At 62.8% G+C, this 6,969-nt stretch carries 6 protein-coding genes; 3 read left to right on the top strand and 3 right to left on the bottom strand.

The window, feature by feature from the left end:
• Nucleotides 1-469: 469 nt before the first annotated feature.
• Nucleotides 470-982: a DUF134 domain-containing protein gene (locus RDU83_13785; GenBank protein MDQ7842071.1), complete on the bottom strand. Its 513-nt coding sequence runs from the start codon at nt 980-982 to the stop codon at nt 470-472.
• A 65-nt stretch (nt 983-1,047) separates the two neighbouring features.
• Nucleotides 1,048-1,494 carry an arsenate reductase ArsC gene (locus RDU83_13790; protein ID MDQ7842072.1) on the bottom strand — a complete coding sequence of 149 codons (447 nt, stop codon included), beginning with the start codon at nt 1,492-1,494 and terminating at the stop codon, nt 1,048-1,050.
• Nucleotides 1,495-1,721: 227 nt separating this feature from the next.
• On the opposite strand from RDU83_13790, the gene RDU83_13795 reads away from it, so the two are divergent.
• Nucleotides 1,722-4,451, top strand: coding sequence for an HAD-IC family P-type ATPase (locus RDU83_13795; GenBank protein ID MDQ7842073.1), 2,730 nt, complete (start codon nt 1,722-1,724; stop codon nt 4,449-4,451).
• Between the two features lie 121 nt (nt 4,452-4,572).
• Here the strand turns inward: RDU83_13795 and RDU83_13800 are convergent, their stop codons facing one another.
• Nucleotides 4,573-5,097 carry an SDR family oxidoreductase gene (locus RDU83_13800; protein MDQ7842074.1) on the bottom strand — a complete coding sequence of 175 codons (525 nt, stop codon included), beginning with the start codon at nt 5,095-5,097 and terminating at the stop codon, nt 4,573-4,575.
• A 192-nt stretch (nt 5,098-5,289) separates the two neighbouring features.
• Here RDU83_13800 and RDU83_13805 point away from each other — a divergent pair, with 192 nt between their 5' ends.
• Together RDU83_13805 and RDU83_13810 are read left to right on the top strand one after the other, a co-directional pair.
• On the top strand, nt 5,290-5,721 hold the full coding sequence (locus RDU83_13805) for a transcriptional repressor (GenBank protein MDQ7842075.1): 432 nt from the start codon (nt 5,290-5,292) through the stop codon (nt 5,719-5,721).
• Nucleotides 5,718-6,969: catalase (locus RDU83_13810; GenBank protein MDQ7842076.1), on the top strand; the 1,252-nt coding region annotated here is incomplete at its 3' end. The genes RDU83_13805 and RDU83_13810, both read left to right, overlap by 4 nt.

The following is a 6,969-nucleotide window of genomic DNA, read 5'->3' on the forward strand; positions in this document are numbered from 1 at the left end:
GCGTCCGGCTGTTAACCGGAGGGTTGTAGGTTCGAATCCTACCCGCGGAGCCAGATTCTGATCAGGTGACACCCCTATCAATGCTGGCCATGCCGGCAATCGCAGGGATCTGCGTGCCGATGCTCGTGACAGGTATGGTCAGGACCGATCTCCGTCAGCGTTCCCATTTGCAGCGCTTGAATCGCTTCAGCCAAGGTAGTGGCTCTTGACTGATACACGCGGATACCAGCGTCCGTGAGTCTGACCAAGGCCTTACGGCCGATTCCTGCAACGACGACGCCGTCTACTTGGCAACCTGCAAGCGCCTGTATTGGATTACAGTCTCCGTGGACATGACTGAGGTTCGCGTTGGAGATCACCTCGATGGATTGATCAGTGCTCTCAACGAACGCGAAGTATGGGGCAGACCCGTAATGTCCGCAAATCGGACTGTCAAGACCGGCACGCTCCATGATTGGAATGGCGACTCTCATGATTGCCCCTTCTCCTTTTCTATGCTTGTGTTGCGTTCAACAGGATCGGACGCCCGATCGGATTCGACCGTCTTCCAAGCCCTCCCGCGCCGCTGGAACCCCGCGCCTTGCTGCGCTCCCTTTCCGCGTCTCTGTCCACAACCGCAGGGCCCCATCCCGCGACCCTGTCCTGTCCCCATCGGACCGGTTCCATCACCTCGTGGCATGATCGGATCTCCTTTCCATTTGATGTTCCCGCCTTCGATCCGGAGCGCCTTACCATGAACAAGCGCATCTGCCACTTTCCGCCGCGCGCTTTCCACAATCCTCGCAAAGGTCGCGCGCGAGACACTCATCTCCTGTGCGGCCTGTTCCTGATAGAGCCCCTCTAGGTCGGCCAGTCGCAGTGCCTCGATCTCATCCAATGTGAGGGTGTTCTCCTCCAGGTCCCGCAGAGGGATCCCGCGCGGCTTGAAATGATACGACGCAGGCATGACACCCACATACCGTTTGCAGCAGGGTCTTGCCATGGCCCATCCCTCCCAGGCGTGGCATTATGAGCATATGCTCATAATTTCCGCCTGTCAAGGGGTAGCTAGGGCCCTGGCAGCGAGCCGGGGAGGGTCTCGACGTAGGCCCTTATCTCATCGCGCACGCGCCTGTAGTGCGTGAGGGCGGCTTCCTCGTCCTTCGCGTCCTGCGCGAGATTGACCGGATCGTCGAAGCCCATGTGCAGAATCCTCACCCGCGCGGGGAAGCTGGGACAGGCTTCCTGCGCGTGCCCGCAGAGGGTGATCACGTAGTCGAACTCCAGTGTGGGGAGGTCGGCGACGGTCTTGGACCTGTGGCCGCTGATGTCAACCCCGGCCTCCGCCATGGACCTTGCGGCCAGCGGGTTGAGACCGTGCCTCTCGACGCCCGCCGAGTGGGCCTCGATGGTGCTGCTCTTGAGGTAGCGCGCCCAGCCCTCGGCCATCTGGCTGCGGGCGGAGTTCCCGGTGCAGAGGAAGAGGATTCTGATCTTTCGCTCATCGGCCCGCACGGCTGTCCTCACAACCCCCCGTACAGCGGGATCCGCGCTCCGTTGACGCAGGCCGCCTCGTCCGAGCAGAGGTACGCGCTCACGGCGGCGATCTCCTGTCGGATTGCACGCGCGGCGATCAGGTGGAGAGAGGGTCTAAGGGTGGTGTATGCTGTGGAGGTACAAGCCATCGCACCAACTCGCATGAGAAGGGGCATGCTGGCCCGGCCTGAGAAAGGGAGGAATGAATGAAAGAGAAGAGGCATGCCAGCCGGTTGAGCGAAGAGAAGTGGCATTCCCTGAAAGAACAGGATGTCTTCGAGGAGCTTCAGGGTCGGCTGGAGGGCCTGGACGAGCAGGAGGCCGTCCGGCGCCTGCAGGTCTACGGGCCCAACACCTTGCCCTCCAAGGAGCCACCGACGCTCTGGGCCATCCTGCTGCACCAGGTGCTCAACCCCCTGATCTTCATCCTGCTGGCCGCCGCAGTCGCCTCGGTGGCCATCGGCGAGGCCGTAGACGCCATCTTCATCCTGATCGTCATCGCCCTGAACAGCGGGCTGGGGGCCTACCAGGAGTACCATGCCGAGAGAAGCGCGGCCAGCCTGCAGCGTCTGTTGAAGATCAAGGCCAGGGTTCGGCGCGGCGGAAAAGAGCAGGAGGTTCCGTCGGAAGAGGTGGTGCCCGGAGACATCGTGCTGCTCGAATCCGGGAACAAGGTCCCGGCGGACCTGCGTCTGCTGCAGGCCAACAACCTCGCAGCGGACGAGAGCCTCTTGACAGGCGAATCGGTTGCCGTTGAGAAGGCGACCGGTATCCTGCCTGAGGACACCGGCATCAGCGACCGCCGGAACATGGTGTTTGCCGGGTCGACCATCACCTCCGGCAGGGGTGTTGGGATCACGATCGGCACGGGAGCCGAGACCCAGGTCGGCATCATCGCCGAGACCGTGACCCAGTCGGAGGGCGGCAAGCCGCCTCTGGTCCTGAGGATGGAGAGGTTCGTCAAGCACATCAGCATCCTGGTCCTGGTGATCAGCGCCGGCCTGGCTGCCCTCTTGTGGTCCCAGGGCTATGAAGCCGCCACCATCTTCTTCTTCGTTGTGGCCCTCGTGGTGTCGGCCATTCCCGAGGGACTGCCGGTGGCGCTGACGGTCGCGCTCTCCATCGCCACCAAACGGATGTCCGCGCGCAACGTGATCGTGCGCAAACTCACCGCCGTGGAGAGCCTCGGAAGCTGCACGGTGATCGCCAGCGACAAGACCGGCACCCTGACGGTAAACCAGCAGACGGCCCGCATGTTGTGCCTCCCGGACAGGCAGACCTTTGCCGTTTCCGGCGAAGGGTACAACGGCGAAGGCAGGGTCTCAGCGGACGGCGATGGTGATCTGTCCAAGGCCGCTCGGGAGCAGCTTAACAACCTGTCCAGAATGGCGATCCTCGCCAACGAGGCCTCGCTGGTCAAGGAAGACGGTGTCTGGAAGCACCACGGCGACGCCATGGACGTGGCTTTCCTGGCGATGGCCTACAAGTTGGGCTTGGATCCCTCGGAGGTGAGACGGGAGTACAAGGTGACGGGGGAGATCCCCTATGAGTCGGAGCGCAGGTTCTCGGCTGCTATCTATGAAGAGGATGGCGTGACCCGTGTGGCCGCCAAAGGAGCGGCGGAAACGATTCTGGGCTTTTGCAGCCGGATGGTGAAGGATGGCAGCCCGGTCGCCTTGGAGCGGGGCGACATCGAGCAACAATCTGAAGCCATGGCGCGAAGAGGCCTGCGCGTATTGGCTGTGGCCGGCGGAGAAGTCGGCTCGATCGAAGGCGCTGAAGATGATCCTGCTGCGGCGCTTTCCGGGCTGGTGCTCTATGGCCTGGCCGGATTCATCGACCCGCTTCGCCCTGAAGCCGCCGAGGCGGTCAAGAGATGCAAGGCGGCGGGCATCCAGGTCATCATGATTACCGGGGATCATCCTTCCACGGCCGGCGCCATTGCAGGAGAGCTGGGTCTGCCCTATGGGGATGAGCTGGTGGTAACCGGCCAGGAGTTGAGCGAGGCCGGAATCCCTGACAGCCCCGCATTTGAGAAGCTGGTCTCATCGACCCATGTGTTCGCCAGGATCTCCCCGACCCAGAAGCTCGAGATCGTCGAGACGCTGATGCGCCGCGGGGAGTTCGTAGCGGTGACCGGCGACGGCGTCAACGATGCTCCCGCGCTCCGAAGGGCGAATATCGGTGTGGCCATGGGCTCGGGAACGGACGTGGCGAAGGAGGTCGGCTTGATGATCGTCGCCGACGACAACTTCGCCTCCATCGTCGCCGGCGTTGAGGAAGGGCGCTTTGCCTACGACAACGTGCGCAAGGTTGTCTACCTTCTCATCTCTACGGGCGCGGCGGAAGTGCTTATGTTCATCGCGGCGATCCTGATGGGCCTGCCTATTCCGCTGCTGGCCGTTCAGCTGCTGTGGCTCAATCTGGTCACCAACGGCATCCAGGACGTGGCCCTGGCCTTTGAAGGCGGAGAGCCGGGAGCAATGAAGCGCGGCCCCCGCCGGCCGAACGAGAGGATATTCGACTCGCGGATGATCGGCCAAACCCTCGTATCGGGCTCCACCATTGGTGCGCTGGCGTTTGGACTATGGTACTGGATGATATCGCTTCGACTGATGGACGAGGCCTCGGCCCGCAACAGCGTACTGCTTCTCATGGTTCTGCTGCAGAATGTGCACGTGTTCAACTGCCGATCCGAATCGAAATCTGCCTTCCGGGTCCCCCTGCGCCGTAATGTCATCCTGATATTCGGGGTGCTGGCAGCCCAGGGAATCCACATATTGAGCATGTACGTCCCATTCATGCAGACCATTCTGCGGACGGAGGCGATCGGGTTCACGGAGTGGCTCTCGACCCTGGGCCTGGCATCGACGGTTCTGCTCGCAATGGAAGTGTACAAATGGGCCGCGCAGCGGAGAAGCAAGATCCCGGCCTAGCGACAGCGGTGCGCCTTCAGGTGTGGCAGGGAGCGGTATCGCCCCAGCTCTCACAACCCCCCGTACAGCGGGATCCGCGCTCCGTTGATGCAGACCGCCTCGTCCGAGCAGAGGTAGGCGATCATGGCCGCGATCTCCTCGGGAGTGGTCCATGAGGCGTTCTTCGAGGTGGGGGAGCGGTCGCGTAGGGAGAGACCCCCTTGCCCGGGCTCGTGGCGTGAGGCGAGGTCACGGCCACGATCCTACCCCAGCCGGCTGCTGTTAGGTGCGGGACGAAGGCCTTCGCCAGATGGAAGGTGGTCCACAGGTGCTGCCCGAGCATCTCCAGGACATCCTCTGGGGAGACCTGCTCGACGGACCTTGCCCCGATCCAGCCGCCCACCAGGTTGAGCAGTATCTCGGCGCGGCCGAACCTGCCAAGCACCGCCTCGGCCGCGGTCGCCGCCTCCTGGCGGCCGCGCAGGTCGGCTACGCATGTCACGGCGCGTTCAGAGGGCAGTCCCATCTCTTTCACGAGGGCGTCCAGCCGCTCCCGATCAGTGCCGATCAGCGCGAGGCGCGCGCCGCCCTCGCCGAGCATTCGCGCAACGACACGGCCCAGGCCGCCCGTCGCGCCGGCTATGATTGCGACCCGCCCTGGAGTCATCACCGACAACGTTTCTGGCTTGAGGCCGGAATTCCCCTGCTCCGGAAGCATCTTGACATGGGCTCGACTCCGGCATAGGATTCTAAATAAGAGTGATTCCTATTTTGCCCGGCCCGGTGCTGAATGGACCTAGACCCAGCAGATCTCCGACAGAGGTTGGATCACTTCAGGGGTACGCTCCGGGGCGCCGGTGTGAAGATAACCCGCCAGCGCGTTGAGGTGTTCCGCGAGGTGGTCGGAGCAGGCGATCATCCCGATGCCGAGACGGTCTATAAGGGTGTCCGAAGGAGAGTCCCAGCGGTCTCCCTGGACACCGTCTACCGGACCCTGTGGCTGCTCCTCGATCTGGGGCTGATCGCCACGCTGGGACATCCCTGGGAGAGGGTGCGCTTCGACGGAAACGTCGAACCCCACCATCACTTCGTCTGCACGAGGTGTGGCAGGGCAGATGACTTCCACAGCGAGGAGCTGAGCCGGCTGAGGATTCCAGACGCGGTGCAGGCGCTTGGCCGCGTGGAGAAGACGCAGGTGGAGATACGAGGTTTCTGCGCGCGGTGTCTGCGCGAGGAAGGACGCGAGGCGGCAGGAGCGGGCAGGAGAATCCGAAGGGAGATGAAGCCATGAAGGAGGAGAAGAAGATCCTGACCACCGGCTTTGGGATGCCGGTCGAAGACGACCTGAACTCATTGACCGCCGGACCCAAGGGACCGGTGCTCATTCAGGACGTCCACCTGACCGAGAAGCTGGCCCATTTCGACCGTGAGCGGATTCCCGAACGCGTGGTGCACGCCAAGGGGGCCGGCGCGTACGGGTACTTCGAGGTCACCCACGATGTCGCCAAGTACACGCGCGCCAAGTTCCTCTCGCAGGTGGGGAAGAAGACCGAGGTGTTCGCGCGCTTCTCCACCGTCGGCGGCGAGAAGGGTTCGGCGGACTCGGAGCGCGATCCCCGCGGCTTCGCGCTGAAGTTCTACACCGAAGAGGGCAACTACGACATGGTGGGCAACAACACCCCGGTCTTCTTCATCCGCGATCCACTGAAGTTCCCGGACTTCATTCATACTCAGAAGCGTCACCCGGCGACCAACCTCAAGGATGCGGACATGTTCTGGGACTTCCTTTCCCTGACCCCCGAATCCATCCACCAGGTCACCATCCTATTTTCGGACCGCGGCACCCCCAGGACGTATCGCAACATGAACGGTTACAGCAGCCACACCTTCATGTGGTACAACGAGAGAGGCGAGTACTTCTGGGTTCAGCTCCACTTCAAGACCGAGCAGGGAATTCAGAACTTCACCGGCGAGGAAGCGGAGCGCATGCGCGGCATTGATCCTGATTTCGCCACGCGCGATCTGCATGAAGCGATCTCGAAGGGGGAATTCCCGTCCTGGCGGCTGGAAGTCCAGATCATGACCCCGGATCAGGCGAAGAACTACAGGTTCGACCCCTTTGACATCACGAAGGTGTGGCCGCATGCCGACTTCCCGCCCATCGAGGTCGGCCGTCTTGTTCTCAACCGCAACCCGGAGAACTACTTCGCCGAGGTGGAGCAGGCGGCATTCTCCCCCGGCAACTTCGTTCCCGGCATCGGCCCGTCTCCAGACAAGATGCTGCAGGGACGCCTGTTCAGCTACCACGACACGCATCGGCACAGACTTGGTCCCAACTACCACCTGCTGCCGGTCAATGCTCCGAAGGCCGCTCAGGTGCGAAGCTACCAGCGGGACGGTGCCATGCGCTTCGACAGCAACGGCGGCGGTGGCCCCAACTACTGGCCGAACAGCTTCGGCGGTCCGGCCCCGGACCCGGAGTTAGCTGTTCCGCCCATTGACGTCTCCGGGATGGCCGCGCGCCACGCGTATGAACTTG

Source organism: bacterium, from assembly GCA_031082185.1.
Taxonomy (GTDB): Bacteria; Sysuimicrobiota; Sysuimicrobiia; order Sysuimicrobiales; family Humicultoraceae; genus VGFA01.

Excerpts from the sequence above, each read along its gene's own strand:
- RDU83_13800 (MDQ7842074.1), bottom strand. The coding sequence starts at position 5,097 with ATGACTCCAGGGCGGGTCGCAATCATAGCCGGCGCGACGGGCGGCCTG.
- RDU83_13785 (MDQ7842071.1), bottom strand. The coding sequence starts at position 982 with ATGGCAAGACCCTGCTGCAAACGGTATGTGGGTGTCATGCCTGCGTCG.
- RDU83_13795 (MDQ7842073.1), top strand. The coding sequence starts at position 1,722 with ATGAAAGAGAAGAGGCATGCCAGCCGGTTGAGCGAAGAGAAGTGGCAT.